This is a genomic window from Exiguobacterium sp. s21 (assembly GCF_018617975.1).
GTDB classification, from domain to species: domain Bacteria; phylum Bacillota; class Bacilli; order Exiguobacteriales; family Exiguobacteriaceae; genus Exiguobacterium; species Exiguobacterium mexicanum_A.
Window position 1 is genome coordinate 1 of sequence record NZ_JACSLF010000005.1, and the last position, 25,049, is coordinate 25,049.

Sequence of the window (25,049 nt, forward strand, 5' to 3'; positions counted from 1 at the left end):
AATGCCGACTTCTCGCCATAAAAAAACACTCCCCAATCAGATAAACAGATTTGTTATTTCATCTGTCTACCTATTGGGGAGCATATCAATTTGTCTGCAGTTCAATCTTACGCATGGAGTGTGACGTTCAATTCTTCGGCGACCGCCTTGAAGGCAGCGAGCGCGCGTTCGAGGTCGTCACGGGTATGTTCCGCCGTCACGATCGTCCGAATCCGGGCCTTGCCTTTCTCGACCGTCGGGAAGGCGATGCTCTGTGCGAACACGCCGTGGTCTTTCAGCTTGTCCGAGAACGTGTGTGCGAGCGTCTCTTCACCGAGCATGACCGGCGTGATCGGCGTCGTCGCATGCCCGATATCGAAGCCGAGGTCGCGAAGTCCTGTCTTAAAGAACTCGGTGTTCGCCCATAACTTGTCGAACAATTCCTCTTCTTCCTTCATGACACGGATCGCTTCACGGTTCGCCGCAACGACCGCTGGCGGGTGTGACGTCGAGAACAAGAACGGACGTCCTTTTTGAATCAAGAAGTCACGCACGTCGTTCGAGCAGGCGACGTATCCGCCGAGGACGCCGATCGCTTTCGATAGCGTCCCGACTTGGAGCGCGACCCGTCCGTCGAGACCGAAGTGGTTGACCGTACCGCGACCATTCTTCCCGAGTACGCCCGAAGCGTGGGCGTCGTCGACCATGACCGCCGCTTCATACTTCTCGGCGAGCTCGACAATTTCCGGGAGCGGCGCGATATTGCCGTCCATCGAGAAGACGCCGTCCGTGACGATGAGACGTGTCCGGTAATCTTGAGTCTCTTTCAAGGCCGCTTCTAAGTCCTCGAGATCGACGTGTTTATAGATGCGGCGAGCCGCTTTCGTCAACCGGATGCCGTCGATGATTGAGGCGTGGTTGAGCGCGTCGCTGATGACGACGTCTTCTGGGCCGAGTAGCGCCGACAAGACGCCGAGGTTCGTCGCGAAGCCCGACTGGAACACGAGCGCCGCTTCCGTATGCTTGAACTCGGCGAGTTCGCGTTCGAACGCCTCATGCATCTCGAACGTCCCGGCGATTGTCCGCACCGACCCAGTGCCGGCACCGAACTGTTCGACCGCTTCGATTGCCGCTTGCTTCAAGCGCGGATGGTTGGCGAGACCGAGATAGTTGTTCGACGATAGCTGGACGAGCGACTTGCCACCGATCGTGACCTCGTTCGCTTGTGCTGATTCGAGCGGCACGAGTGAACGGAACGTGCCCGCTTGTTTCATTTCATTGACTGCTTCTGTAATATGTTCAAATGCCATATTGATTCCCCCTGTTTATGGTAATAAGACGACCTTTCCACATTTCCCGGCCCGCATGAGCTCGAAACCTTGCTCGAACTCCTCGAGCTTGAACACGTGCGTGATAATCGGTTCCACGTTCAGCTGACCCGTCGCGAGAAGCGTCGACACTTGGCCCCACGTCTCATACATCTTGCGTCCGGTGATGCCTTGGACGCGTACCCCTTTAAAGACGACGTCACGTGTCAGGTCGATCGCGACCGGTTTGGCCGGGAGTGACAACACGTTGACATCGCCGCCGGCCGTGACCATCTTGAACGCCTGGTCGATGGCGACCGGATGCCCGCTCATCTCACAGACGACATCGATGCCGTCCCCGTCCGTCTGATCCATGATCAGCTCGAGCGGATTTTGCTCAAGGCTATTGATGACGACGTCCGCCCCCATGTCTTCGGCGAGCTTCAACCGATACGGGTTGACATCGATCGCATAGACCCGGCTCGCGCCCGCTGCTTTGGCGACACCGACGGCCATGAGTCCGATCGGCCCACAACCGACGATGGCGACCGACTTGGCCGACACGTCACTGGCGAGCACCGTATGGACAGCGTTACCGAGCGGTTCTTGAATCGAGGCGAGCTTCGACGGCATCGACTCGGGGTTGACCCACAAGTTCTCTTCCGGCATGACGACGTACTCGGCGAAACAGCCTTGCGTGTCGACACCGATGATTTTCGTGTTCTTACAGATGTGATATTGCCCGCGCAAACATTGTTTGCATTGATGACAGACGATATGCGTCTCGGCCGACACGGTCTGTCCGATTTGGATGCGTTTCGTACCTTCCCCGAGCGCCACGACTTCCCCCGCGAACTCGTGACCGAACACGTATGGCGGTTTAACTCGGCTCTTCGCCCAGTCGTCCCACTCATAGATGTGGACATCGGTCCCGCAAATCGATGTCGCCTTCACTTTGATCAACACTTGCCCGGCTCCTGGTGTCGGGATTGGCACTTCGACCAACTTCGCCCCGAATCCGGCCGTATGTTTTTGAATCGCTTTCATCACAGGTGTCGTTGCTTCCTTCTCTGTCATAGACACGAGCTGTTCCATTGAAAACGTCCCCCTCTTCATCTCTTGATCGAACTTCACGTTCCCTTTCATCTTGTCATAAAATGACGAACCTGAGAAGATAGAACGTCATATTTTCAGACAAAAAAGAGAAGCCATCCGCGCCGATGGCTTCTCTTACAAGAATAGGACCTATGTCCCGACCGCAAGCTCATCGTGGTTCGATGATGAGCTTGATTGCCGTTCGTTCTTCTCCGTCAATCATAATATCGGTGAACGCAGGGATGCAAATCAAATCCAGCCCGCTCGGCGCGACGAAACCACGCGCGATCGCAACCGCTTTGATGGATTGATTGAGCGCCCCGGCGCCGATTGCTTGAATCTCACACGTTCCTTTTTCACGAAGTACGCCAGCGAGTGCACCCGCCACGGAGTTAGGATTCGATTTTGCCGAAACTTTGAGTACGTCCATTCTTGTTTCCCCCTCGGGTAGGTTGTTCAATCAAACCATACGGTCTGATCATCTAGGTGTATGCGTTCGATTTTTGTGGCTCGTTTCGATTGGTCATCGATAGTGATTAAAACTCCATTAAGTTGTTCCCGTCCCTCGGCAACTTCAAACCGGACCGGGAGTTGTGTCATGAATTTTCTCAAGACGACCTCAGCATCCATGCCGAGCACCCCATCGAGCGGTCCCGTCATCCCGACGTCGGTGATGTATGCCGTGCCGTTGTTCAATACGCGGTTGTCAGCCGTCTGGACGTGCGTATGGGTCCCGACGACGGCTTGAACGCGTCCATCAAGATGATAGCCCATCGCAATCTTCTCACTCGTCGCTTCAGCGTGCATATCGACGAAGATGGCATCGACCTCACCACGGATTTCTTCGACGAGGGCATCGACCGTGCGGAACGGACAGTCAAGCGATGGCAGGAACACCGTCCCCATCGCATTGATGACAGCGAGCTTCTTCCCACCTTGTTTCAACACCATCATGCCGACACCAGGTGTGCCTTCCGGATAGTTGGCCGGGCGGACGATACGGTCGGCATCATCGATCCAGTCGAAGATGTCACGGTTGTCCCAAGTATGATTCCCCATCGTCACGCCATGGAACCCAAGCTCAAGGAACTGTTGGTAGATTTTTTTTGTGATACCGCGTCCGTTGGCTGCGTTTTCACCGTTGACGAGCATGAACGTCGGGCTATACTTGCTCTTCAAGCGTCCGATTTGGGCACTCAGGATGTCGCGACCCGGTTTTCCGACCACGTCGCCGATAAATAAAATTTTCATAGTTTTGTCCTCCTCCAATAGAAAAAGCGGAGAATGTCTCCGCTCTTGTTACTTCGCATAATCGACGGCACGCGTTTCGCGAATGACCGTCACTTTGATTTGGCCTGGATAATCAAGCTCATCTTCGATCCGTTTACAGATGTCGCGGGCCATCTTGTTCGCCACGACGTCGTCGACGACGTCTGGGCGGACGATGATCCGGACTTCACGTCCCGCTTGGATGGCATATGATTTCTCGACTCCTTCGAACGACTCACAAATCGCTTCGAGGCGCTCAAGGCGTCGGATATAGCTTTCGAGCGTCTCTTGACGGGCTCCTGGACGCGCCGCTGACAAGGCGTCAGCCGCTGCGACGAGAACCGCGATCGTCGAGGTCGCTTCGACGTCCCCGTGGTGCGAGGCGATCGAGTTGATGACGACCGGATGCTCTTTGTACTTCGTGGCGAGCTCGACACCGATTTCGACGTGGCTGCCTTCGACTTCATGGTCGATGGCTTTCCCGATATCGTGGAGGAGACCCGCTCGTTTGGCGAGCGTGACGTCTTCCCCGAGCTCGGCGGCCATCATCCCGGCGAGATGGGCCACTTCGACCGAGTGGGCGAGCACGTTTTGACCGTAACTCGTCCGGTAACGCATTCGACCGAGCGTCTTGACGAGGTCCGGGTGGACACCGTGGATGCCGGCTGAGAATGTCGCTTCTTCTCCGTATTCACGGATGCGCTCATCGACTTCTCGACGCGACTTTTCGACCATCTCTTCGATGCGGGCCGGGTGAATCCGACCGTCTTGAACGAGTTTCTCGAGCGTCATCTTGGCGATTTCACGACGGACCGGGTCGAATCCAGACAGGATGACCGCTTCCGGCGTGTCATCGATGATGAGGTCGATGCCGGTGAGCGTCTCGAGCGTGCGGATGTTACGTCCTTCACGTCCGATGATGCGTCCTTTCATCTCATCACTCGGCAAGTTGACGACTGATACGGTCGTCTCGGCGACGTGTTCGGCCGCGTAACGTTGCATCGTGAGAGACAAGAGGTGTTTCGCTTTTTTATCAGCTTCTAATTTTGCTTTTTGCTCGATTTCTTTTTGAAGGAGAGCAGCATCGTGAAGCGCTTCCTGCTTCGCTTCGTCCATGATGATGGTCCGTGCTTCTTCTTTCGACAAGGCTGCCACGCGTACTAGTTCTTGGCGTGCCTCCTCATATAATTCCTCCACTTTGCTCTCGAGCGTTTCCGCTTCACGCTTCCGTTTCGCGAGTGCAGCCTCACGTTCATCCAAGGCGTCTTCTTTCCGTTCAAGCATGTCTGCTTTCCGGTCGAGAAGCTCTTCCTTTTGGACGAAACGATTTTCTTTCACTTTCTGCTCTTCACGTCGTTCGCGCAATTCTTGTTCGGTTTCATTGCGAAGTTGAATCATCTCTTCTTTTACTTCAAGCCGTGCTTCTTTTTGCATCGCTTCCGATTGTTGGCGCGCTTGCTCCACAATCTTGGTCGCTTCCGTCTCGGCACCTTGAATCTTCGCTTCGGCGATCGATTTACGCACAAAAAAACCTGCAACAAAAGCTATCGGCAAAAGGAGGATCAGAATAAGCTCTAATAGCCATTCCATCATGTTCACCTCCCTTTCGCAAGGTTATTTTATTTTTTCATGAATGAAAACGCGAGCGAGCCCGCGTATAGCTTTATTGTACTTATTTACCTGTTAGAATGCAATGCACGGACAGGATAGAACTACCAATTCATCAAAAAAATTATACTAAAAAAATCTCGCCTGAACCATGTCAGGCGAGAAACGTTGCTTACTCTTCGTCTAAAAGTGAGAGGACGTCATCGTTGTCAGCTTCGACTGTGACCGTCTTTTCACCGTTGAGACCGTAGTGGTCGCGGATTCGTTCTTCGACCGATGCGGCCACCGACGGGTTCTCTTTCATATACTGCTTCGCGTTCTCACGGCCTTGACCGAGACGCTCTTCGTTGTACGAGTACCACGCGCCGCTCTTTTGAACGATATCGAGGTCGGCCCCGATGTCGATGAGCTCGCCTTCACGCGAGATGCCTTCGCCGTACATGATATCGACTTCCGCCGTCTTGAACGGAGGCGCGATCTTGTTTTTGACGACTTTGATTTTCGTCCGGTTCCCGACCATGTCTTGGCCTTGTTTGAGCGTTTCAGCACGACGGACTTCGAGACGGACCGACGAGTAGAACTTGAGGGCACGACCACCAGGTGTCGTTTCCGGGTTACCGAACATGATTCCGATTTTCTCACGGATTTGGTTGATGAAGATGACGATCGTCTTCGACTTGTTCGTCGCACCAGACAATTTACGGAGCGCTTGGCTCATGAGGCGGGCTTGAAGACCGACGTGTGAGTCACCCATCTCCCCTTCAATCTCGGCTTTCGGAACGAGTGCCGCAACCGAGTCGACGACGAGGATATCGACCGCACCAGAGCGGACGAGGGCTTCCGCGATTTCAAGGGCTTGTTCCCCTGTATCCGGTTGTGATAGGAGCAACTCATCGATGTTGACGCCCAAGTTTTGTGCGTATTTCGGGTCGAGCGCGTGCTCAGCGTCGACGAAGGCAGCTTGTCCGCCGCGCTTTTGAACTTCAGCGATGGCATGAAGCGCTACCGTCGTCTTACCTGACGATTCAGGTCCGTACACTTCGATGACACGACCACGTGGATAACCACCTGCACCGAGGGCGATGTCGAGGGCGATTGAGCCTGACGGGGTCACCGAAACTTGCTGATCTGTATTTTCACCGAGGCGCATGATTGAGCCTTTACCGAATTGTTTCTCAATTTGGCGTAATGCCATTTCTAACGCTTGTTTACGATCACTCATAGATTAATGAGCCTCCTTTGATTGATACTTTCATTATAAGCGAAGCGAAGACGATACACAAGTTTTTTGCGAACGTTTATTCGCCTTTTTTCATTTGTTGCAGGAGCGCCCACATTCCGTCTTTCGTAGCCCGGGCTTGAATGACATGCCGCTCTTGATGTGGATAGTTGCGTTCAATCACGTCAATCCCGGCCGGTGACCGGATACCGATAAACACTTTGCCGACCGGTTGACCCGAACTTGAAGTCGGGCCGGCCTCGCCGGTGAACGCCAGTCCATAATCCGTCCCGGTCTGACGCGTCAGACCGAGGACCATTTCAAAGGCGACTTCTTTTGAGACGACCGAGTGTGACTCAATTGTATCAAGGGACACCCCTAAAAACCTATTTTTTAGCTCGTCCGAATACGTGACGACTCCACCTTTGAACACCGAGGATGCCCCCGGCACGGCCGTGAGCATCGCTTGGGCCTGACCGCCGGTGAGTGACTCGGCAATCGACAGTGTGGCATTGCGCGCTTGCAACTCTCGAATCAAATGGGTAGCGAGCGTCTCCTCATCGGAACCAAAGTAATACCGGCCGACCCGATTTAAAATGTCCCGTTTGACCCGGTCGACCATTTGCCGCGCCTCGGATTCCGTCTCGGCCCGAGCACTGATCCGAAGCCGTGCCTCGCCTGACTCGGCATACGGGGCGACCGTCGGATTGGCACCGGTCGTTAAATCAACCACCGCCTCATCTAACGCGGACTCGCCGATTTCATAAAACCGAAGCGACTCGGAATGAATCGTCGCACCCGTGAACTTGTTCGGGAACGTCGACTCGACAATCGCTTTCATTTCCCACGGTACGCCAGGCAGTAAGAGCCATGTCGTCTCCCCTTCAATCCACATGCCGGGCGCAAGACCGACCGGGTTGTCAAGTACTTCGGACCCGGATAAGACGTCGGCCTGACGAGCATCTCCTTCGTTCATCGTCCGTCCGCGCGAGGCGACAAAACGACGAATTGTCTCGAGCGAGGCCTCGTCACGGACGAGTGGGCGGCCGAGCACGTCGGCAAGCGTCGTCTTCGTGATATCATCGGCCGTCGGGCCAAGTCCGCCAGTGACGATAACGAGCTCGCTACGGGACTTCGCTTCTTCGAGCGTCGCTTTCAGGCGCTCCCTGTTATCCCCGACGACTACATGATACAGGACGGACAGTCCGTATTTCGACAGCTGTTCTGACAAGTAACGGGCGTTCGTGTTGGTGATTTCCCCTAAGAGCAGTTCAGAGCCTACCGCAATGATTTCGGTCCGTTTCATCCGAATTCCTCCCCCCAAATAAAAAAACGAGCTGTTCGGCCAAGCTGAACAACTCGTCTGTGCCGACGGTTACATCGACTTTACAATGATCTTGTAATTTTGTGCAAAATATTCGGCCCCTGAGTAAATCGTCAAGACGAGCGCGAGCCACATGGCCCATTCACCGAACGGGATGCCGACATAGCTGAAAATCGGATTACCGAACAACAGGAAGATGATGGCAAAGAGTTGGACCCATGTCTTCGCTTTGCCCGACTTCCCGGCCGCGACGACGATGCCTTCATCGGCAGCCACAAGACGTAGCCCCGTCACCGCGAATTCACGCGATAGGATGACGACGACGACCCATGCCGCGACGAGATCCATCTCGACGAGCAGGACAAGTGCCGCCGTGACGAGTAGTTTGTCAGCGAGCGGATCCATGAATTTCCCAAAGTTGGTGACCAAGTTGTGCTTCCGGGCGAGATGCCCGTCAAGCCAGTCAGTGATAGCGGCAATCGTAAAGATGACCGCGGCGATGAATTGATGGAGCGGTACGTCCGCCCCGAGGAAAGCGATGTCTCCCCAATCAAAATCTACGGCGAGTAAGACGACGAACACGGGGATGAGCAACACCCGTAACATCGTCAAACGGTTAGGTAGGTTCATCGAGAACTCCTCCTCTAGAAGGAGAGTCAACTTATTCTGCGTCGACTCTCTTTACAAATATATTTTGTGTGACCGGCGAGTCGGCTAATTCAAGCTCCCGGCCATTGACAACAATTTTCTCGACCCCACCGATCAAGCCGATTCGGATGCGAAGCGTATCCGTCTCCGCGTCCTCGATGACAATCGGGTTTTGTTTCGATTGGTTCGGATATTCCGGAGCGAGGAACGCTCCCTCGAGTGAGGTGTCCCGAACACCGACATATGTCGCCGGCGACTCTTTCACATGAATCTCCGTCGTCAGTTTATCGGCCGTCGCGATCTCATATGTGAGGTCTGCCCCGTTCGTCGACGCGACCGCAATCGGTCCCGTCTCTTCTGCCGGTTCTTCTTCGACCGGTTCTTCAGCCGGCGGTTCTTCTTCGACCGGCTCTTCTTCCGGCACGTCCTTGTTTTGATCAATGGTTACACCCGAGTTCGTCTGTTCAGTCGGTGACGCGTTTTGGTCGCCGAAATCAAGGTTTCGGACGACGTAATAGACGGCCGTCATCAACAGGAACGCGACGAGCACGAGCATGACTTTCGGTACCCAACGCGAGACACGGCTCGACGTCTCGGACGCTTTCGAATAGGTTTGCTTTCGCGATAATTGAACGGTCGGTTGCGGCTCGATTTTCGGCAAGTCTTTCGCATACGTCTCGTACAGTTCATCGACATCAAGTCCTAACGATTCCGCATACGTTTTAATGAACGCCCGTGCATAGAACGAGCCAGGGAGATTTTTGTAATCACCTTCCTCGATCGCGATGATATAGCGTTTTTGAATCTTCGTCGTCTGCTGGATTTGGTCGAGCGTCAAACCGCTCGCCTCACGCCTTTGTTTCAAAAAAGTCCCTAGTTCTGTCACAGGGGTCCACACCTTCCATTCAAGTAGTTATTCAAACCATTCTGCCTCACAATGTGTCTCTTGAGGAATGATAATCTCCTCATCTTGTGAGTTCCTCAGTTCGATGATGTAATCAAAGTCTTCGAACACGCAATCGGTGTTGCGCACGTATAGGTCCGGATGCTCGATGACTTTCACGGACGGCAACCGCATGACTTCTCGAATCAATTGACGATGGCGTTCATCCATCGTCCGCGTCGAGACGGCACCGTCGATGATGTAGACGTGGTCTCCTTCGCGTTCTTCCTCGAACAGCGAAGTCCGCACCGTCTGCTTCATGAGCGTCGAGGACAGGAATAGCCAGCGCTTGTTCGCACAGACGCTCGCTGCCACAATCGACTCGGTCTTTCCGACACGCGGGTTGCCGCGCACGCCGATCAACAAATGCCGCTCTTCTTTCATCAGTTCGGCGACGAAATCGACGAGGACACCCAGGTCCTCACGCACGAAACGAAACGTCTTCTTGTCATCGTTATCGTGCTCGATGTAACGTCCGTGTCGAATTGCGATCCGGTCCCGGAGTTTCGGGCGCCGGAGCTTGATGACGACGATGGCTTCCATCTTGCGCAAAATATGTTCCAGACGATGGACGTGATCGGCCGCCGGTGCCTTTAACAGCATGCCGCGGCGCTGTAGATCGACGCCGTTGATCGTCACGATTGAGATTTGAAGCATCCCCATCAGTGAGGCGATATCCCCGAGGATACCGGGTCGATTTTGGCAAAGTTCATATTCGAGATACCATTCTTCGAACTTATGATCCATCTCGTCCACCCTTTCTGATGTGTGCTCGCTACCTTGTTCATTCTAAATTATTTTAGAAGAATTGAAAAGAACTCGTTTCAACCGAGCCAACAAAGTTTCACACCCAACCGCCGTCGATCCGAAGCACGGTGCCGGTCATGTATGCGGCTGCCGGAGAGCAGAGGAAGCGTATTGTCTCCGCTACTTCCCCTGGGCCTCCTAACCGGCCGAGCGGAATCTCATCCCGAACGTCTTGTTTCGTCTCTTCTACCGTATCATTCATCGGGGTGTCAATCCACCCCGGCGTGACCGCGTTGATGCGGACGTGAAACGGTCCGGCCTCGCGCGCGAACGCTTTGACGAATCCAAGCTGGGCGGCCTTGACCGTTGAATAGAGGACTTCTCCGGCCGCACCGACCTCGCCCCAGACACTCGAGACGACGACGATGTCGAGCGGGCGATCATACGGTTTCTGCCCGACGACGTGCTGGACGAGACGGACCATCGAGCGGACATGGATGCGATACAGCCGATCGAGCTCGAGGAGTGACTGATCGACGAGCAGACCGTAGACATGATTACCGGCGACATGGATGAGGCGGTCGACCGGTCCGAGCGTCTCGAGCCAAGCTTCGAGTCCGGCCTCATCGTCGAGGTCACACGTGACGACGTCTGCCGTCAACTGTTCGTGTGAAACGAACGCACGAAGCGACTCCGTTTGCGAATGCGCCTGCAAAATGAGTGCATCGTCTCGAAACGCTAGTGCGACGGCACGGCCAATCGCTCCGCTCGCTCCCGTGATGAGCGTCGTCACGGTTTCTTGACGACACAGACCGTCCGATGATCGGCTTGGAACAGACGGTCGTACGCCGCATACAGGTCGTCAAGCGTGATCGCATCGAGCAAGTCCGGGATGTCGAACATGTTGCCGCCGCTGAGCGCGTAGCGTGAGAACTGGTTGGCGATAAACTCTGGTGAATTGAGCGCCTTCAAAAACTGTCCTTTCATCATGCGCTTCTTGCGATCGAGTGTCTCGCCGCCGAGTTCGAGCGGACGCTCGAGAGCGGACGTGATCCGGTCGACGAACGTCTCGACGTGCGGCGTCTCCATTGACAGGACGGCGAAGGCGAACGTCTCTTCTGACGTATAGTCGAACGAGAACGCGTCATCAATCAATCCTTCGGCGTAAAGTTCCGCATAGAGCGGTGCTGTCGTGTCGAACAAGGCGTGCATGAGGAGCTCGACGATGAGCTCTTGCTTCATGCCCTCTTTGCCGGGGCGTGGCGTATCTTTATAGCCGATCATCACTTTCGGGACCGAGACGTCCATCTCGATGACCCGTTCCGTCATATGGACCGTCTCGGGCTCCTCGACCACCTCACGTGCCGTCAATAGCGGCGCATCAAACGTCTTCGCCGCCTGGTTGGCGGTAATCTCGGCAAGGACAGCGTCAGGGTCGATATTGCCGACGACGAACAGCACCATATTGCTCGGATGGTAAAACGCCTCGTGACAGCGATATAAATCGTCGGCCGTGATGGCGCTGATCGATTCGATCGTGCCGGCGATATCGATTTTGACCGGATGTTCGGCATACATCGCCTCAATCAAACCGAAGTAGAGGCGCCAGCCCGGATTGTCCTGATACATTTGAATCTCTTGGCCGATGATCCCTTTCTCTTTCTCGACCGAGGCCTCCGTGAAGTACGGCGCTTGGACAAAGTCGATCAACGTCTTCAAGTTCTCACTGACGTTCGACGTCGCACCGAACAAGTATGCCGTCCGGGTGAACGACGTGAACGCGTTCGCCGACGCGCCGAGGCGTCCGAACTGTTGGAACACGTCGCCGTCTTCTTTCTCGAACATCTTATGCTCAAGGAAATGGGCAATCCCGTCTGGCACGTCGACCCAATCTTCCGTTTTAAAGCGACGGTCGATCGAACCATATTTCGTCGTGAACGTGGCATACGTCTTCTCATAACCGCTCTTCTTCAATAAATAGACCGTCAATCCGTTCTCGAGGACGGTGTGATGGAGCGTTTCTCCGACGTTTGGAAAATCGAGTTTCATACAGTTCCCCCCTTTAAACAATAGACAGCCTGTAAATCCAGGCCCTTGGCGAGCGCGGCCACATCATCCCGCGAGGTCCGCTCGATGATGGCCATCTCTTCCTCGAGCGAGAACGGACGGATGTCCGAGCCGCTCATCCAAGCGATCAATTGGCGCGGGTTATCCCCGAGTTGACGACGTTGATGGTACAGCATCGCTTTCGTCTGTTCGAGTGTCTCGTCCTCGAACGTCCCGGCCTGGAGGTCGGCGAGTTGGTCGGCGATGATTGCCTCGGTCTTCGCCTGGTTCGAGGCATCGATCCCGGCATAGACGAATAACATCCGGCTGAGTGAGCTGTACTGCGAGGCGGCATAGTAGGCCAAACTCTCTTTCTCCCGGACGTTCATGAACAGTTTCGAGTGCGGGAAGCCGCCGAACAGGCCGTTGACGACTTGCATCCGGACAGCGTCTTCACTGCGCGGGTCGACGTCGACTTGATAGGCGAGGTGCAATTTGCTCTGATTGATCGTTTGATGTTCCTCGAGGCGCTGAAACTCACGGTCGACCGGCTGTGGATACTCACGGACGAGTCGTTCCCCGAGCCCTTCGAGCGGCGCGAACGCGGCAGTCACTTGCTCACGACTCACGTCGCCGACGACGTAGACGTCGACACGATCGTGACGGATCATCGAGGTATAGGCATCAAAGAGCGTCTTAGGCGTCACGTGCTCCAACTGTTCGAGTGTACCGAGCGACTGGATGGCGAGTTCGCCGCCGAGCAGTTCTTGAAGACGTTGCTGGGCGAAGCGCATCTTGTCATCGTATACCGATTCGATGCGCTGACGCTGGAGACGGGCCTCCTGTTCGACGATGAGCGGTTGGAACGCCCCGTCATAGGCGTTCGGACGAAGGAGTACTTCTTCGAGCAGCTTGATCGCCTCACTGAGCACCGGTTCGCCGACGAGCGCATCGCTCACGACTTCGAGTTGGAACTGGATGACATGTTCTTTGCCGACTTTCGACGCTCCGGCGTAAAGGCTCGCGTCATATAATTGTTCGAGCGGCGTATGAAACAGTTCGATCGACGGATAGGCTTCGGTCGCTTTCTCCATCACATACGGCAGTAAAGCCCGGTCGGCAATCGTCTCAGCCGACAGTGGGGCCGCAAATGAGACGAGGCATGTCGTCGTTTTAAATTTTTGGGTCGGGTAGACCGAATAATGCAGTCGTTGTTGGAATTGTTCGATTCCTTTCATAAGTTGATCTACTCCTTTTTCTTTTTCGTTTTGAACACGTCCGCACCGCGGGCGTATTCTTGATCGGGAACTCCGGCCACGACATTGGCGTAACGGGCCGCGGTGAACAAATAGTCGCTCAGCCGGTTATAGTACGGGAGCTGACGAGCGGCGGCGTCGACGTTGACGAGCTCTCGCTCGACACGGCGACAGACGGTACGTGAGACGTGCAGGCTCGCCGCACCGACACTGCCACCCGGCAAGATGAAGCGGACGAGCTCCGGACATTTCGGTTCAAGTTCGTCAATCCACGTCTCGAGCTCGGTGACGATTGTCAAATCGACTTGTTGTGGCGGCGTCTCAGTATACATGAGCTCGGAACCGAGATCGAATAGATCATGTTGAATCTTCGTCAGCTGGGACCGGAGCGTCTCGTCTGTCTGATGGACGAGCGCGAGACCGATCTGACTGTTCAATTCATCTAACAGCCCCATCGCCTGGATGTGCGGATGAATCTTTAAGACACGTCCGCCGATGAGTGATGTTTCCCCTTTGTCCCCGCCTCGTGTGTACAGTTTCATGTCATTTCCTCCTTGATGCCACAAATGGTGACCCATAGGAGTCACCATTGTCGTTATGCGTGCGGTTGTGTGTACGGAAGATGAATCGTGAACGTTGTTCCTTCCCCGTGCGTGCTCGAGACGTCGACCGTGCCTTGATGGGCATCGATGACGTTTTTGACGATGGCGAGACCGATGCCGGTACCCGTCTTGCCGCCGCTCGTCCGCGCTTTATCCGCTTTGTAGAACCGTTCGAACACGAACGGCAAATCTTCTTTCGGGATACCGCTGCCCGTATCCGACAAACGGATCACGAAGCCGGCCTCCTCTTCACTCGCCTCGAGCCGGATTGATCCCGACTCGGTATGGGCGATGGCATTGCCGATCAAGTTCGTGAACACTTGTTCCAATCGGTCCCCGTCCGCCTCGATGGCATGACGCGGGGCCTCCGTTGACAGCGTAATGCCTTTTTCGTTCGCCATTTGGTTGAATTTGCGCATGACGCGCGGAAGGAATTCACCGAGGTCGAACGTCGTGAACTGCATCGTCTCTTTGCCTGACTCGATTCGTGCCAGGTCGAGCAAATCGTTGACGAGACGGGCCAATCGAAGCGATTCATCGTAGATGATGGAAGCGAACTCTTTCGTCGCGTCATCACTTTCGGTCATGCCGTCGATAATCGCCTCGGAATACCCTTGAAGCGTCACGAGCGGTGTGCGTAGCTCGTGGCTGACGTTGGCAACAAAATCGGTTCGCATCTTGTCAAGACGATGGCTCTCGGTCGTGTCACGGATGACGACAACCGCACCTTCAAAATCGTCCTCGCCGAGAAGCGGTGTCACCGTCAACGTATAATAATGATCGTCTTGTTTCACTTCGATCGTCTTCTCCGGTGCCCCGGCAACGACGTCCTCATAGAGAGACAGGACGACTTCATGCGGCTGTTCGTCGATGAGGAGCGGTTGGGCTTGCGGGTTCGTGACGATGACGTTCGCATGACGATCGAGCGTGATGACCCCGTCGGCCATCGATCGTAAAATCGAGGCGAGTTGGAGCCGTTCTCGATCGAGCGCATTCACGTATGTCGACAGTTGGCTGCTCATCGCATTGAACGACCCGGCCAACTCCCCAATCTCATCGTTCGACTTCTGGACGAGACGGAGGTCGAATTGTCCTTCTCCTGTCTTATTGACCGCGTCACGCATCTCGCGGAGCGGTGCCGTAATCCGGGTCGATAAAAAGAAGGCAAATACGGTCGTGACGATGATGGCCGACGCGACCGTCCAAAAGATGATCGTCCGGGCCCCTTCGTTCGCACTCGAGATCGCGTCGAGCGGTTCGATCAAATAGAGCGTGTATTCCCCTGTCTCGAGTGAGAATGTCGTCCGATACGCGAGTGCCGCCTGATCGTCAAATGACGAAAAGTTTCCAATCGCGGTCTCCCCGACTGCCTGATACGTTTCCCAATCCTGACGGCCGAGCTCCGTCATGAGACCGTCGACTTCCGTTCCAAAGTTCGAACGGACCGTCCCGTTCTCTAATATATAGTTCGCACCGTACACTTCAATGATTTGGTCGACCGTCCGTGACGCGTCCCCTTCTTGAAGCAACACCGACTGGACCTGCCCGCCGAGCTTGGCCAAGTGGCCGCGTTCCTGGTCGATATGGAACGAGTTGAAAAACTCGAGCATCAACACAGAGACGATGAACAAGATGAGACTGACCAATACGAGAATCGTCAACCATAGTTTTGTGACGATACTATTCCGGCGAATCATCACTCACTGACGACTTCGAACTTGTACCCGACACCCCATACCGTCGTGATCATTTGCGCGGCTTTTGGAGAGACCCGGTTCAACTTCTCCCGGAGTCGTTTCACGTGTGTGTCGACCGTTCGAAGGTCTCCAAAGAATTCATAGTTCCAAACTTCTTTCAACAGTTGCTCCCGTGAAAATACTTTGTCGACTTGTTTGGCCAAGAAGAACAAGAGCTCATACTCTTTCGGCGTGAGCGCGATTTCTTCTCCGTCGACCGTGACGCGGTGCGCATCGTTGTCGATCGTCAAATGCGCGAAGACGATCAAGTCTTTTGATTTTTCGGCCGTACGCAAATATTTCGTCGAGCCCGAGCGGCGAAGGAGTGCCTTGACGCGCAAGACGACCTCACGCGGACTGAACGGTTTGACGATATAATCGTCCGCTCCGACTTCGAAACCTTGGACACGATCGACTTCTTCGCCTTTCGCCGTCAGCATGATGACCGGTGTCGCCTTCGATTTCCGAAGCTCGGTACATACTTCGACCCCGTCCATTTTCGGCATCATCAAATCAAGCAGGATGACATCAAAATTGTGCTCAAGGGCGAGCTGAAGCGCCTCTTCCCCGTTCGTCGCTTCGACGATCACATATTGTTCCCGTTCCAAATACATTTTTAATAGGCGGCGAATTCTTTCCTCGTCGTCGACCACTAAAATTTTAGTTTTATTAGCCATCCACTAAACCTCCTAAAGAACCATTACAAGATGTAGCGAATGTTGCACAATTGTGAACATTTCGCTCTCTTTCATAACTATACCACTCTATTATTTGGCTTCACAACGGTCAGTTGACAGCGGCGTAAAAAAAGAAGCCACCGAAGTGACTTCTTTTTTTACGCATATGAGTGCAAACCTGCGATGACGAGGTTGACGAACACCAAGTTGAACATGATGACGGCGAAGCCGCCGACACATAACCAAGCGGCTTTTGTTCCCGTCCAACCACGTTGGATGCGCATATGCAAATAGTAGATATAGATGAGCATCGTGATGAGCGCCCACACTTCTTTCGGGTCCCAGCCCCAGAAACGGTTCCAGGCGATTTGTGCCCAAATCATCGCGAAGATGAGTCCACCGAGGATGAACACCGGCAAGCCGATGGCGATCGACCGGTAACTGATCTCGTCGGCGAGATCAAGGTCGACTTTTTTCGCGAGCGGTTGAAGCGCCTCGGCAATCCGTTTTCGCAAGATGACGAAACGAAGCAGTACATAAATCACGACGCCGGCGATGACCGACCAAATGAGCGTGTTCAACTTCAATGTATTGATGAACGTCGGTAACTCAAGTGACAGTCCGCCCGAACCAGAGAGAAGCTGAGCCCCTTCCGGCACGAACAACATCGGCATGAAGTATTCATACGACTCTTGTGTCCCGCGGTCGTTCGTGAACTCGACCACGCCACCGGCACCGATCGCCTTGAAGAGCATCGAGACGAGAATGAAGCCGAGCGTGCACATGAGGACGAACATCGTAATCTCAAGCCACGTTCGTGACTTCGACTGTTCCCGCATCGACGTCTCATTCAATAAGAAAATGAGACCTGAGGCGAAGCTGATGGCGAGAATTCCTTGGCCGAGCGCGGCCGTCGTGACGTGAATTTTCAACCAGACACTGTTCAAGGCCGGGATAAGCGGTGCCACTTCGCTCGAGAACATCGAAGCGAAAGCGATGACGAGAAGCGCCACCGGCATGGCGAACAAGCCAAGCACGTCATTTTTATAAATCCCGTACACGACGAGGAACCCGAACACCATCATCATGCCGAAGAACGTCGTGTATTCGTACAGGTTCGATACCGGTGCATAACCGACCCCGACCCAACGTAAAATAAAATATGTCATTTGAGCGATGAAGCCGATGACGGCCAAAATGAACGCATATTTGCCGTAGGCGATACGGTTGACGTTTCGGCCTTTGCGCATCCCGCTGACCGCGATCGTGAATAACACGGTCGCGACAGCGTAAAGGATGAACGCGATAAAGAGCAAACGACTGCTCCACTGAATCCACTCCATTATGATTCCCCTCTTTCATTGGTTGAGTTGTCGTCCGTCTTTTTTTCAAACCGTGCCTGATCTTCCCAGATCGGCAGGCCATTTTTCTCTAGGAGCGGTGTGATTTCGCGATTGAGCGAGGACGGGTTCTTGTTGGTGAAACCAGCGACGAGCACGTCCGTCTCATTGTGTCGGCGAATCCAGATACGACGGTGCGGCCAATACATCCCCATGACAATTCCAATCATAAAGATGACTCCACCGACAATCAAAATCGGATACGTCGAGTCACTCTTGACGCGTAGACCACTCGTACTTGCCATTTCCGTACCAGCGAACTGGAACGCATAGCGATTATCTTCATCGGCCACGTTTAAACGAATTCCAATCAAATTCGATTCCGTCGTGCCGTCTGGTGTGTCAATCGCCATGAAGAAGGCCGGGTTAAGCGCCCGTGGCGATTTCGTGTTCGGTTGACCGTCCTTGACCTCAAAGTCCGGATACAGGTCGTTCAGTTTGACCGTGACGTCTCCGAGGTCATACGTCGTCTCCGGGTTCGTCAAATCGACCGTGAACGGTCCATACACATCACCTGTCTCTTTATCGGCAACGTTAAAGGACATCGACAAGAATTCCGGGCGACTTGAATACTGTTCTTGATACACTTCGTACTTTTCAAACTTGAACGGATGGTTCACTTTCGTCGAACCGGTATCGACTTCCTCGAGTTGCGGCGATCCGTCCTCGTTCGTCCCGGTCTTCTTGAACAGCGTCAATTCCGTCTCATAGTTTTTTGGGACTGCGCCCGCTTTCTCGATCGCCTCGGCAAATTTCGCATCTTCCGCGTTATTTTCCGGATCATACATCTCTAAGATGAATTGATCGTTGCGAAGATAATATTCATCATCCGTCGCTTCGAGCGGAACTGTATCGCCTTCGCGCACCCATTCGAGCGTATCCGTATGGAATGCCGGGAAAACGCGAAGCATCGCCCCGATGAAGAAGATGACGAGCCCGATGTGATTGACGTATGGACCCCAGCGCCCGAACCGATATTTCTCGGCGAGTAAGGCATCCCCGTCACGCTTCACTTGATAACGCTTGGCTTTTAAAGCCTCTCCGAACGCATCGATTTGTTCGTCCGTCCCTTTTCCCTCACCAATCAAACGTTGACCGCGCATGAAGCGATCGGTTCGTCGGACCGGTTGAAATTTCAACGCTTTATACAGCGGGAAAAATCGATCAATCGATACAACGATGAGCGATAACGTCAGCATCACGATCAACGTGATGTACCACCACGATGTATAGAGGTTGTGGAATCCTAGCGTATAGTAAATCGTACCCGGTGTCCCGTACTCGTCCGTGTAATACTGGCTCGCCGGCAACTGTTGCGGAATATACATCTCTTGCGGGAAAATCGTTCCGATCGCCGACCCGACGATGATGAGCCCGATGAGCCATAGACCGACCTTGACCGATGCAAAAAAGCTCCACACCCGGTCAATCCATGACCGTGGACGGCGCTTCGATCGTAAATCGGCGCCGTCGTATTTCATATCTAGCATTTGTGCGCCCCCCGTTCGCTTACAATGACTTCTCGGCCAACTCCATCAGTTTCTCTTTCGTGAGTTCACCTTCGTACTTTTCAATCACTTTGCCGTCGGCATCGATGACGAACGTGACCGGCAAGTTATAAATCCCGTACGCCTTCTCGACTTCGCTGCGCGTGTCCATCAAAATCGGATAGTCGAGCTTGACGCCGAGGTCGTTCACGAAATTATCGACCCGAAGCGGTGTCTCGCCGACGTTGACCGCCCAAAAATCGACGCCCATCTCTTGGAGTGCGGCATAGTTGTCCTGGACGACCGGCATCTCTTTCTCACACGGTTCACAGAATGTGCCCCAGAAGTTCAAGAGCAACCCTTTACCGTCGTATGTGTCTCGCTCGACCATCGTCGTCCCGTCAAGACTGACGAGCTTGAAGTTCGGCGCATCGTCACCGGCCTCGACACGTCCGTCGTTGCCGGCTTGTTCAAACAATTGCATGATAACGACCGCTCCTGCGAACAGGACCATCGTCATAATCATGAGCCGCCAAAATGACCGTTTTTTCTTATGGGCCATCGCCTGGTTCATGCGATCACCCGACTTTGTTTCTTTCGTCATGAGTTCACACCATCCTTCAGTTGTTATTGTACTGAAAAAACACCAAAAACGCACATTAACAGACTTTTTTCATCTTTTTGTCACACAATCTCCACAAACTAAAAAATCATCCTATCTCAGGACGATTTTTTAGTTGTTATTTTTTCTTTTTCTTGCCCCGTTGTACGGGTGGTACGGTCGGGTTGGCAAGCTCACGTAGCTTCGATACTTCCTTGCGTGACAGTTCACGCCATTCGCCCGTCGTGAGACCGTCGAGCGTCAAGAAACCGAACTGTTCGCGTTTCAGTTTGATGACTTCTGAACCGACTGCTTCGAGCATGCGACGGATTTGACGGTTATGGCCTTCCGAGATGACGATTTCTAAGATGGCCGAGTTTTTCTTATGGTCGACCGTCTTCATCTTCACTTGGGCGCTACCCGTCTTGTAGCCGTCATCGAGTTCGACACCCGACTCGAGTTGTTTAATCGCGATATACGAAGGAATGTTCTTCACTTTCGCGACATAACGTTTTGGGATCTTGAACTTCGGATGGGTCATCATATTCGAGAACTCACCGTCATTCGTTAAAATGATGAGTCCCGTCGTGTTATAGTCGAGACGTCCAACCGGGAAGACACGCGATCCAGGCGGTACGAGATCGGTGATGACTTTCCGTCCTTTATCGTCTTCGACCGTCGAGACGTAACCGCTCGGCTTGTAGAGCACATAATAAACATGCTCTTCTTGTTCGATTTTCACACCGTCGACCTCGACTTCAGACTTTGGACCGACTTTCGTACCGAGTTCGCGCACGACTTTCCCGTTGACGCGCACCCGTCCATCTAAAATCATTTCTTCGGCTTTACGCCGTGAGGCGACACCTGCTTGGGCAATCACTTTTTGTAAACGTTCCATTTATTCATTCTCCAATCTATCTTGCGTAATCGCAGACGGCTGGCCGAAGAACAAATCGCCTTCGTCCGAGAGCTCGTCTTCAAACGTTAATGGGGGCAATTCATCGAGTGAATTGAATCCAAAATGGTCCAGGAAATGTTCGGTCGTCCGGTATAACTTGGCCCGGCCGATTGTCTTGGCCCGGCCGGCCGCTTCAATCAATCCTTTAGACAACAGCGTATGGATGACACGTTCGACTTTAACGCCCCGGACTTCCTCGATATCAGCCCGGGTGACCGGTTGCTTGTACGCGATGATGACGAGCGTCTCCATCGCGGCACGTGATAACGCCTGTTCGGCCATCGTGCCGACGTAGCGTTGAATGTACTCCGACACTTCAGGAATCGTCACGAGCTTATACACGCCCGCGGATTCAATCAGTTGGAACGGACGACCCGAATCTTTGAACGATGCTTCTAGTTTGCTCAACTGTTCGCGTGCAGCGGCTTCCGAAATGTCGAGCGTGTCCGCGAGGGCCCGCACTTCCATTCCTTCTTCGCCGACGACGAACAATAGACTCTCAATAATCGTTTCATAAGACAGCAACGGCTTCATCCCTTTCCTTTGACGATTCGACGAACGAGATTTGAATGTCTCGCTCTTCCTGTTTAGTCGTAACGACGCGCAACTTGATCAATTCGAGTAGCGCCATGAACGTGACGACAAGGTCCGACACATCGGGACGTTCCTCAAAAAACGAGAAGAACGATGTTGTCCGCTTTGCCGAGACGTGATCGTGCAACCGTGTCATCTGTTCTTCAAGCGTCCGTTCTTCACGTTTGATCGTCTTTTTGCGACGCTCTTTCCACCGCTTGCGTTCGACCATTTTCGAATAGGCGTGTAATAAGTCCGCAAAGTTGAGTGGACCGTCATACGGCTGGACGAGGTCGGACATGTAGCGCGTCAAATCCTCACCGGGACGGCTATACAGTTCGAGGCGAGACTCTTCTTGCTCGCGCATGAATACGACCGCTTCTTTATACGCCTTATATTCAATCAACTGTCGAATCAACCCTTCTCGGGTCGGTTCTTCCCCAAAGTCGGGAATGTCATCTTCTTCAACTGGAACCGGTGGCAACAGTTGCTTGCTCTTCAATTGGAGCAACGTCGCCGCCATGACCAAATATTCACTGGCCACATCGAGTTCAAATTTTTGCATCGTCCGGATATAGGCGACATACTGATCCGTGACCTCGGAGACAGAGATGTCTGCGATGTCGAGCTCCATTTTTCCAATCAAGTGGAGCAACAGGTCAAGCGGGCCTTCGAACGTATCGATTTTGACGTTGTACGCTTCCATAGAGACACCTGCCATTTACATTTTTGCGCTTTAGTATAACATGTTTTGTAGTACCGTGACCACGAAAGGAGAAATTTGATGTCGACGCCTTTTATCCAGTATACGCTCTTATTTGAATGTCATGCCGATTATTTCGAGTGCCACGAAGTGCTTGAAGAAGCATGGCAGGACGGGGGGCGAGAGGATCTCGGTTACGCTGCCTTGATTCAATACGCCGTTGCCCACTACCATGCCCGTCGCGGTAACACGCCCGGTGCAAAAAAGAGTATCGCAGCGTTACAGCAGAAGCTCACGTTGGCCGTGACCGAACTCGAAGCCCTCGGAATCGATACCGCGACGTTTGCCCGTGACTTGGAGCGTTGGCCGCTCCCGGAGGCGCTTCCGCTCAATGAAGCGACACGACAACGCATCGAGCGTTTGAAGCCCGCCTTCGAACCGACCACTTTGACGTTTGACGAGCTCGTCCATAAACATATGTATCGAGACCGGACACCCGTCGTCACCGAACGGCTCCGGGCGCTTGAGGCACGTAAAAAAGCTAGGCGCTGAGCCTAGCTTTTTTTAAATGACGACTTGGTTCCATTTATCGAGCAAGTCACCGGTTTTGCCTTGACCGACAAGCGTCAAGTCGAGCGGCAATAAGTTCCGGGTCTCATCGAGCAATTCGTAAGAACGCTTCTCGCCGCGGAACGACGGAGACAGCGCGATATGATGGATGAACATCGTCGTCTCTTGTTGCTCCATCCCGATGATCCCGACGAAGTCTTCCCCGACTCTCCACAGATAGAGGAATTTGGCAGGGTCTTCTTCGTAGGACCGGACGAGTTCGAGCAAGGCGAGCGGAGATTTGTCGCTACATGAGAACGCGAGCAAGCCCATCGCCGTCTTTTCGTACGATTGTTTGTATTTCACCAGCATTGCTGGTTTCACCACCTTTAGTCATTCATGTTTCACTAAGTGAACACGTGAGAGACATGGCTCATTGTGCCATAACGTTCAGGCAGAAATCAATTCTCGTCCCAAACTTTAACTTCGGCCATCTTCGTGCCTTGACGAAGTTTGACCGCGTGCTCAAGGCCAGACGTCACTTTTCCGAAGACCGTGTGGACACCGTCGAGATGTGGTTGTGGCTCATGGACGATGAAGAACTGTGACGAGCCCGTGTTGCGTCCGGCGTGTGCCATTGAAAGCGAACCCGCTTCATGTTTGTATGGGAACGATGTCGATGTCTCACATGGGATCGTCTTGCCTGAACCACCCATGCCTGTCCCGTCTGGGCAACCGCCTTGGCTGACGAAACCTGGGATGACCCGGTGGAACGTCAAACCGTTATAGAAGCCGCTGTTCGCGAGCTCCTCGAAGTTGTCGACCGTGATCGGTGCCGCATCGTGGAACAAGTCGAATTCGATCATTTCGCCGTTCTCTAATTTCATAGATCCTTTTTTCATGAAAAGTTACCCCTTTATGTTCATATTGTCATTCTCACTCACACATTGCCCATTCTATCAAAAAAAACCGTCTGTCTCCACTATTTTGTGGAAACAGACGTTCTGACTTGCCGCTTACTGGATGACAGCGTGGACGAGTGGACGCGCCGTCGGCTCTGTCGCACCGATCGTGTACGCGTGGTCCATCCGCTCGAGCGCAGATGTCATGTCTTCTTTGTTCGAACGGAGCACGGCGATCACGTCACCGGCCTCGACCTTGTCACCGACTTTCTTCTCGAGCGTGATACCGGCCGCGAAGTCGAGCTGATCATCTTTTGTCGCCCGACCTGCGCCGAGGAGCATCGCTGCCACACCGACTTCGTCAGCGATAATCGACTCGACGTAACCTGCTTGTTTCGCGACGAACGTCGTCTCATACTTCGCTTGCGGAAGTTTCGACAAGTCATCGACGAGCGACGCGTCGCCACCTTGTGCCGCTACGAACTGACGGAACACTTCGAGGGCATGACCGTCGGCCATCCGTTTCTCAAGGTCAGCGTACGCTTCCTCGAACGTCTGATAGAACTCGCCGAGTACCGCCATATGACCGGCAATCGTGAGGGCAATCGTCTTCAAGTCAGTCACGTCTTTGCCCGAGAGGACTTCAATCGCTTCTTTCACTTCATTGGCGTTCCCGATTTCGAAACCGAGCGGCTGATCCATATCCGTGATGACGGCGACCGTCTTACGGCCGACGTTCTTACCGATGGCGACCATCTCTTCAGCGAGCGCTTTCGCGTCGTCGAACGACTTCATGAACGCGCCTGAACCCGTCTTGACGTCGAGGACGATGCTGTCGGCACCGGCCGCGATTTTCTTCGACATGATCGAGCTCGCGATGAGCGGGATTGAATCGACCGTCGCCGTCACGTCACGGAGTGCGTAAAGACGTTTGTCGGCAGGCGTCAAGTTGCCCGTCTGACCGATGATTGACATCTTGATATCGTTTACTTGCTTCGTGAACTGTTCTTCCGTCAACTCGACGTTGAAGCCAGGGAACGATTCAAGCTTATCGATCGTCCCGCCCGTGTGGCCGAGACCGCGACCGCTCATCTTCGCGACCGGAATCCCGATTGACGCGACGAGCGGAGCGACGATTAAGCTGATTTTGTCACCGACGCCGCCAGTCGAGTGTTTATCAACTTTTTTACCTTGAATGTTCGACAAATCGATGACGTCACCAGACTTGACCATCTCCATCGTCAAGGCCGCCGTCTCTTTCTCTGTCATGCCGTTAAAGTAAATCGCCATCGAAAGGGCCGACATCTGATAATCAGGAATCGTCTCGTTCGTGAAGCCTTCGATGATGAAGCGAATCTCCTCTTCGTTCAATTCGCCACCGTTACGTTTTTTCAAAATCAAATCGACCATGCGCATAAGT

The 25,049-nt window shown here is 53.6% G+C and carries 26 protein-coding genes; 1 reads left to right on the top strand and 25 read right to left on the bottom strand.

Going from position 1 to position 25,049, the window contains the following annotated elements; translation table 11 throughout:
* Positions 1-107 precede the first annotated feature (107 nt).
* The 22 genes from KNP06_RS07315 to KNP06_RS07420 form a co-directional block, all read right to left on the bottom strand.
* The gene (locus tag KNP06_RS07315; protein WP_214712607.1) at positions 108-1,289 is read right to left on the bottom strand and encodes a glycine C-acetyltransferase; all 1,182 of its coding nucleotides are present in this window, start codon (positions 1,287-1,289) and stop codon (positions 108-110) included.
* 15 nt (positions 1,290-1,304) lie between these two features.
* The gene (tdh, locus tag KNP06_RS07320; RefSeq protein ID WP_052090133.1) at positions 1,305-2,381 is read right to left on the bottom strand and encodes an L-threonine 3-dehydrogenase; all 1,077 of its coding nucleotides are present in this window, start codon (positions 2,379-2,381) and stop codon (positions 1,305-1,307) included.
* Positions 2,382-2,550: 169 nt separating this feature from the next.
* On the bottom strand, positions 2,551-2,811 hold the full coding sequence (locus tag KNP06_RS07325; protein ID WP_012726477.1) for a stage V sporulation protein S: 261 nt from the start codon (positions 2,809-2,811) through the stop codon (positions 2,551-2,553).
* A 26-nt stretch (positions 2,812-2,837) separates the two neighbouring features.
* Entirely contained in the window at positions 2,838-3,632 is a 795-nt protein-coding gene (locus KNP06_RS07330; RefSeq protein ID WP_034777819.1) for a TIGR00282 family metallophosphoesterase, read from the bottom strand.
* A 48-nt stretch (positions 3,633-3,680) separates the two neighbouring features.
* Positions 3,681-5,243, bottom strand: coding sequence for a ribonuclease Y (rny, locus tag KNP06_RS07335; RefSeq protein WP_029595337.1), 1,563 nt, complete (start codon positions 5,241-5,243; stop codon positions 3,681-3,683).
* Between the two features lie 187 nt (positions 5,244-5,430).
* The gene (gene recA / locus KNP06_RS07340) at positions 5,431-6,480 is read right to left on the bottom strand and encodes a recombinase RecA (RefSeq protein ID WP_021067612.1); all 1,050 of its coding nucleotides are present in this window, start codon (positions 6,478-6,480) and stop codon (positions 5,431-5,433) included.
* A gap of 76 nt (positions 6,481-6,556) precedes the next feature.
* Positions 6,557-7,783: a competence/damage-inducible protein A gene (locus KNP06_RS07345; RefSeq protein ID WP_214712609.1), complete on the bottom strand. Its 1,227-nt coding sequence runs from the start codon at positions 7,781-7,783 to the stop codon at positions 6,557-6,559.
* Positions 7,784-7,852: 69 nt separating this feature from the next.
* Positions 7,853-8,431: a CDP-diacylglycerol--glycerol-3-phosphate 3-phosphatidyltransferase gene (pgsA, locus tag KNP06_RS07350; protein ID WP_021067614.1), complete on the bottom strand. Its 579-nt coding sequence runs from the start codon at positions 8,429-8,431 to the stop codon at positions 7,853-7,855.
* A gap of 31 nt (positions 8,432-8,462) precedes the next feature.
* Positions 8,463-9,314: a helix-turn-helix domain-containing protein gene (locus tag KNP06_RS07355; protein ID WP_241764584.1), complete on the bottom strand. Its 852-nt coding sequence runs from the start codon at positions 9,312-9,314 to the stop codon at positions 8,463-8,465.
* A gap of 48 nt (positions 9,315-9,362) precedes the next feature.
* Positions 9,363-10,139, bottom strand: coding sequence for a YmfK family protein (locus KNP06_RS07360; RefSeq protein ID WP_214712611.1), 777 nt, complete (start codon positions 10,137-10,139; stop codon positions 9,363-9,365).
* A gap of 97 nt (positions 10,140-10,236) precedes the next feature.
* Complete coding sequence (gene ymfI / locus KNP06_RS07365; protein WP_214712612.1) at positions 10,237-10,932, bottom strand: elongation factor P 5-aminopentanone reductase; 696 nt, start codon at positions 10,930-10,932, stop codon at positions 10,237-10,239.
* A complete protein-coding gene (gene yfmH, locus KNP06_RS07370; protein ID WP_214712613.1) occupies positions 10,929-12,188 on the bottom strand; it encodes an EF-P 5-aminopentanol modification-associated protein YfmH in 1,260 nt (419 codons plus the stop codon). Before yfmH ends, ymfI begins: the two co-directional genes overlap by 4 nt.
* On the bottom strand, positions 12,185-13,423 hold the full coding sequence (gene yfmF, locus KNP06_RS07375) for an EF-P 5-aminopentanol modification-associated protein YfmF (protein ID WP_138859321.1): 1,239 nt from the start codon (positions 13,421-13,423) through the stop codon (positions 12,185-12,187). The genes yfmH and yfmF overlap by 4 nt, the downstream gene beginning before the upstream one ends.
* 8 nt (positions 13,424-13,431) lie before the next feature.
* On the bottom strand, positions 13,432-13,983 hold the full coding sequence (locus tag KNP06_RS07380) for a cob(I)yrinic acid a,c-diamide adenosyltransferase (RefSeq protein ID WP_029595332.1): 552 nt from the start codon (positions 13,981-13,983) through the stop codon (positions 13,432-13,434).
* Positions 13,984-14,036: 53 nt separating this feature from the next.
* Positions 14,037-15,740 carry a sensor histidine kinase gene (locus KNP06_RS07385; protein WP_029595331.1) on the bottom strand — a complete coding sequence of 568 codons (1,704 nt, stop codon included), beginning with the start codon at positions 15,738-15,740 and terminating at the stop codon, positions 14,037-14,039.
* Positions 15,740-16,456: a response regulator transcription factor gene (locus KNP06_RS07390; RefSeq protein WP_029595330.1), complete on the bottom strand. Its 717-nt coding sequence runs from the start codon at positions 16,454-16,456 to the stop codon at positions 15,740-15,742. The genes KNP06_RS07385 and KNP06_RS07390 overlap by 1 nt, the downstream gene beginning before the upstream one ends.
* Before the next feature lie 158 nt (positions 16,457-16,614).
* Positions 16,615-17,799 (bottom strand): c-type cytochrome biogenesis protein CcsB, encoded by a 1,185-nt coding sequence (ccsB, locus tag KNP06_RS07395; RefSeq protein WP_029595329.1) that lies wholly within the window; start codon positions 17,797-17,799, stop codon positions 16,615-16,617.
* Entirely contained in the window at positions 17,799-19,346 is a 1,548-nt protein-coding gene (resB, locus tag KNP06_RS07400; protein ID WP_233004336.1) for a cytochrome c biogenesis protein ResB, read from the bottom strand. The genes ccsB and resB overlap by 1 nt, the downstream gene beginning before the upstream one ends.
* Before the next feature lie 19 nt (positions 19,347-19,365).
* Positions 19,366-19,947, bottom strand: a complete 582-nt coding sequence (locus KNP06_RS07405; protein ID WP_214712614.1) for a redoxin domain-containing protein — start codon at positions 19,945-19,947, stop codon at positions 19,366-19,368.
* Between the two features lie 136 nt (positions 19,948-20,083).
* A complete protein-coding gene (locus KNP06_RS07410; RefSeq protein WP_029595326.1) occupies positions 20,084-20,842 on the bottom strand; it encodes a pseudouridine synthase in 759 nt (252 codons plus the stop codon).
* Positions 20,843-21,436, bottom strand: a complete 594-nt coding sequence (scpB, locus tag KNP06_RS07415; RefSeq protein WP_029595325.1) for an SMC-Scp complex subunit ScpB — start codon at positions 21,434-21,436, stop codon at positions 20,843-20,845.
* Positions 21,414-22,181: a segregation and condensation protein A gene (locus KNP06_RS07420; protein ID WP_029595324.1), complete on the bottom strand. Its 768-nt coding sequence runs from the start codon at positions 22,179-22,181 to the stop codon at positions 21,414-21,416. The genes scpB and KNP06_RS07420 overlap by 23 nt, the downstream gene beginning before the upstream one ends.
* Positions 22,182-22,259: 78 nt before the next feature.
* On the opposite strand from KNP06_RS07420, the gene KNP06_RS07425 reads away from it, so the two are divergent.
* The gene (locus KNP06_RS07425) at positions 22,260-22,730 is read left to right on the top strand and encodes a DUF309 domain-containing protein (protein WP_029595323.1); all 471 of its coding nucleotides are present in this window, start codon (positions 22,260-22,262) and stop codon (positions 22,728-22,730) included.
* Between the two features lie 12 nt (positions 22,731-22,742).
* Here the strand turns inward: KNP06_RS07425 and KNP06_RS07430 are convergent, their stop codons facing one another.
* The 3 genes from KNP06_RS07430 to KNP06_RS07440 form a co-directional block, all read right to left on the bottom strand.
* Positions 22,743-23,099, bottom strand: coding sequence for a GNAT family N-acetyltransferase (locus tag KNP06_RS07430; protein WP_034777852.1), 357 nt, complete (start codon positions 23,097-23,099; stop codon positions 22,743-22,745).
* An 89-nt stretch (positions 23,100-23,188) separates the two neighbouring features.
* On the bottom strand, positions 23,189-23,629 hold the full coding sequence (locus KNP06_RS07435) for a peptidylprolyl isomerase (protein ID WP_029334855.1): 441 nt from the start codon (positions 23,627-23,629) through the stop codon (positions 23,189-23,191).
* A gap of 114 nt (positions 23,630-23,743) precedes the next feature.
* Entirely contained in the window at positions 23,744-25,045 is a 1,302-nt protein-coding gene (locus KNP06_RS07440) for a pyrimidine-nucleoside phosphorylase (RefSeq protein ID WP_131471226.1), read from the bottom strand.
* Positions 25,046-25,049: the final 4 nt, after the last annotated feature.

Coding starts and splice junctions, on each gene's coding strand:
- resB (WP_233004336.1), bottom strand. CDS start 19,346: ATGCTAGATATGAAATACGACGGCGCCGATTTACGATCGAAGCGCCGT.
- KNP06_RS07390 (WP_029595330.1), bottom strand. CDS start 16,456: ATGGCTAATAAAACTAAAATTTTAGTGGTCGACGACGAGGAAAGAATT.
- yfmF (WP_138859321.1), bottom strand. CDS start 13,423: ATGAAAGGAATCGAACAATTCCAACAACGACTGCATTATTCGGTCTAC.
- KNP06_RS07330 (WP_034777819.1), bottom strand. CDS start 3,632: ATGAAAATTTTATTTATCGGCGACGTGGTCGGAAAACCGGGTCGCGAC.
- ccsB (WP_029595329.1), bottom strand. CDS start 17,799: ATGGAGTGGATTCAGTGGAGCAGTCGTTTGCTCTTTATCGCGTTCATC.
- KNP06_RS07385 (WP_029595331.1), bottom strand. CDS start 15,740: ATGATTCGCCGGAATAGTATCGTCACAAAACTATGGTTGACGATTCTC.
- KNP06_RS07315 (WP_214712607.1), bottom strand. CDS start 1,289: ATGGCATTTGAACATATTACAGAAGCAGTCAATGAAATGAAACAAGCG.
- yfmH (WP_214712613.1), bottom strand. CDS start 12,188: ATGAAACTCGATTTTCCAAACGTCGGAGAAACGCTCCATCACACCGTC.
- KNP06_RS07425 (WP_029595323.1), top strand. CDS start 22,260: ATGTCGACGCCTTTTATCCAGTATACGCTCTTATTTGAATGTCATGCC.
- tdh (WP_052090133.1), bottom strand. CDS start 2,381: ATGGAACAGCTCGTGTCTATGACAGAGAAGGAAGCAACGACACCTGTG.
- KNP06_RS07405 (WP_214712614.1), bottom strand. CDS start 19,947: ATGACGAAAGAAACAAAGTCGGGTGATCGCATGAACCAGGCGATGGCC.
- recA (WP_021067612.1), bottom strand. CDS start 6,480: ATGAGTGATCGTAAACAAGCGTTAGAAATGGCATTACGCCAAATTGAG.
- KNP06_RS07435 (WP_029334855.1), bottom strand. CDS start 23,629: ATGAAAAAAGGATCTATGAAATTAGAGAACGGCGAAATGATCGAATTC.
- rny (WP_029595337.1), bottom strand. CDS start 5,243: ATGATGGAATGGCTATTAGAGCTTATTCTGATCCTCCTTTTGCCGATA.
- KNP06_RS07420 (WP_029595324.1), bottom strand. CDS start 22,181: ATGGAAGCGTACAACGTCAAAATCGATACGTTCGAAGGCCCGCTTGAC.
- pgsA (WP_021067614.1), bottom strand. CDS start 8,431: ATGAACCTACCTAACCGTTTGACGATGTTACGGGTGTTGCTCATCCCC.
- KNP06_RS07430 (WP_034777852.1), bottom strand. CDS start 23,099: ATGCTGGTGAAATACAAACAATCGTACGAAAAGACGGCGATGGGCTTG.
- KNP06_RS07410 (WP_029595326.1), bottom strand. CDS start 20,842: ATGGAACGTTTACAAAAAGTGATTGCCCAAGCAGGTGTCGCCTCACGG.
- KNP06_RS07440 (WP_131471226.1), bottom strand. CDS start 25,045: ATGCGCATGGTCGATTTGATTTTGAAAAAACGTAACGGTGGCGAATTG.
- KNP06_RS07325 (WP_012726477.1), bottom strand. CDS start 2,811: ATGGACGTACTCAAAGTTTCGGCAAAATCGAATCCTAACTCCGTGGCG.
- KNP06_RS07360 (WP_214712611.1), bottom strand. CDS start 10,139: ATGGATCATAAGTTCGAAGAATGGTATCTCGAATATGAACTTTGCCAA.
- KNP06_RS07380 (WP_029595332.1), bottom strand. CDS start 13,983: ATGAAACTGTACACACGAGGCGGGGACAAAGGGGAAACATCACTCATC.
- KNP06_RS07345 (WP_214712609.1), bottom strand. CDS start 7,783: ATGAAACGGACCGAAATCATTGCGGTAGGCTCTGAACTGCTCTTAGGG.
- scpB (WP_029595325.1), bottom strand. CDS start 21,436: ATGAAGCCGTTGCTGTCTTATGAAACGATTATTGAGAGTCTATTGTTC.